Here is a 1,700-nt window from a genome sequence, read left to right on the forward strand (position 1 = left end):
TAACAGGTGTGACGCAGAAAGGTAGCCAATCCGGGTGAATGGTTGTATCCGGGCAAGGTTGTAGGGTTCGTGGTTGGTAAATCCGCCACGTGGATGCCTGAGAACTGACGCGGAAGCCGTAATGGCGAAGTTGGTGATCCTCTGCTGCCAAGAAAAGCATCGACGCGAGGTCTGAGTTGCCCGTACCCCAAACCGACACAGGTGGTTAGGTAGAGAATACTAAGGAGTTCGAGAGAATCGTGGTGAAGGAACTCGGCAAAATGCCCCCGTAACTTCGGGAGAAGGGGGGCCATCCACTTATTAGGATTTACTCCGAAAGGGTGTGGTGGCCGCAGAGACTAGTGGGAAGCGACTGTTTATCAAAAACACAGGTCCGTGCGAAGTTGCAAGACGATGTATACGGACTGACGCCTGCCCGGTGCTGGAAGGTTAAGAGGAAGTGTTAGCTTTGGCGAAGCACAGAATTTAAGCCCCAGTAAACGGCGGTGGTAACTATAACCATCCTAAGGTAGCGAAATTCCTTGTCGGGTAAGTTCCGACCTGCACGAATGGCGTAACGACTTCCCAGCTGTCTCCACCGCGAACTCGGCGAAATTGCAGTACGAGTAAAGATGCTCGTTACGCGCAGCAGGACGAAAAGACCCCGTGACCTTTACTATAGCTTGGTATTGGTGATTGGTGTGGCTTGTGTAGGATAGGTGGGAGACTGTGAAGCTGGCACGCTAGTGTTGGTGGAGTCGTTGTTGAAATACCACTCTGGTCACTCTGATTATCTAACTTCGAACCGTGATCCGGTTCAGGGACAGTGCCTGGTGGGTAGTTTAACTGGGGCGGTTGCCTCCCAAAGAGTAACGGAGGCGCCCAAAGGTTCCCTCAGTCTGGTTGGTAATCAGATTTCGAGTGTAAGTGCACAAGGGAGCTTGACTGTGACACTGACAGGTGGAGCAGGGACGAAAGTCGGGACTAGTGATCCGGCAGTGGCTTGTGGAAGCGCTGTCGCTCAACGGATAAAAGGTACCTCGGGGATAACAGGCTGATCTTGCCCAAGAGTCCATATCGACGGCATGGTTTGGCACCTCGATGTCGGCTCGTCGCATCCTGGGGCTGGAGTAGGTCCCAAGGGTTGGGCTGTTCGCCCATTAAAGCGGTACGCGAGCTGGGTTCAGAACGTCGTGAGACAGTTCGGTCTCTATCCGCTGCGCGCGTTGGAAGTTTGAGGAGATCTTTCTTTAGTACGAGAGGACCGAGAAGGACGAACCTCTGGTGTGTCAGTTGTTCTGCCAAGGGCATGGCTGATTGGCTACGTTCGGAACGGATAACCGCTGAAAGCATCTAAGCGGGAAGCCGGCTCCAAGATGAGACTTCCTACCCTTTGTTGGGGTGAGGTGTCCAGTAGATGACTGGGTTGATAGGCCGGATGTGGAAGCGCTGTAAGGTGTGGAGCTGACCGGTACTAATACGCCGAAGACTTCAATAATTTTCTCACTGAGTATGTGTATGTGTATGTTGCTGTTGTGTGAGTTGTTCGCGTCCCTGTGTGGTTCTTGACATACGATGAGTGTGTTAGAAAGTGTTTCGGTGGTTTTAGCGAGATGGAAACGCCCGGTTACATTCCGAACCCGGAAGCTAAGCGTCTTTGCGCCGATGGTACTGCAAGGGGGACCTTGTGGGAGAGTAGGACACCGCCGAACTTAACTTAA

2 rRNA genes are annotated in these 1,700 nt (G+C 52.7%); both read left to right on the forward strand.

The annotated features are described in order from the left end of the window. A 23S ribosomal RNA gene (locus tag QM019_RS12630) occupies nucleotides 1-1,478 on the forward strand; the annotation flags it as partial. Between the two features lie 96 nt (nucleotides 1,479-1,574). Next, nucleotides 1,575-1,691 (forward strand): 5S ribosomal RNA (gene rrf, locus QM019_RS12635). Nucleotides 1,692-1,700 lie beyond the last annotated feature (9 nt).

It is taken from the genome of Gulosibacter sediminis, from assembly GCF_030011715.1.
Lineage (GTDB): Bacteria > Actinomycetota > Actinomycetes > Actinomycetales > Microbacteriaceae > Gulosibacter > Gulosibacter sediminis.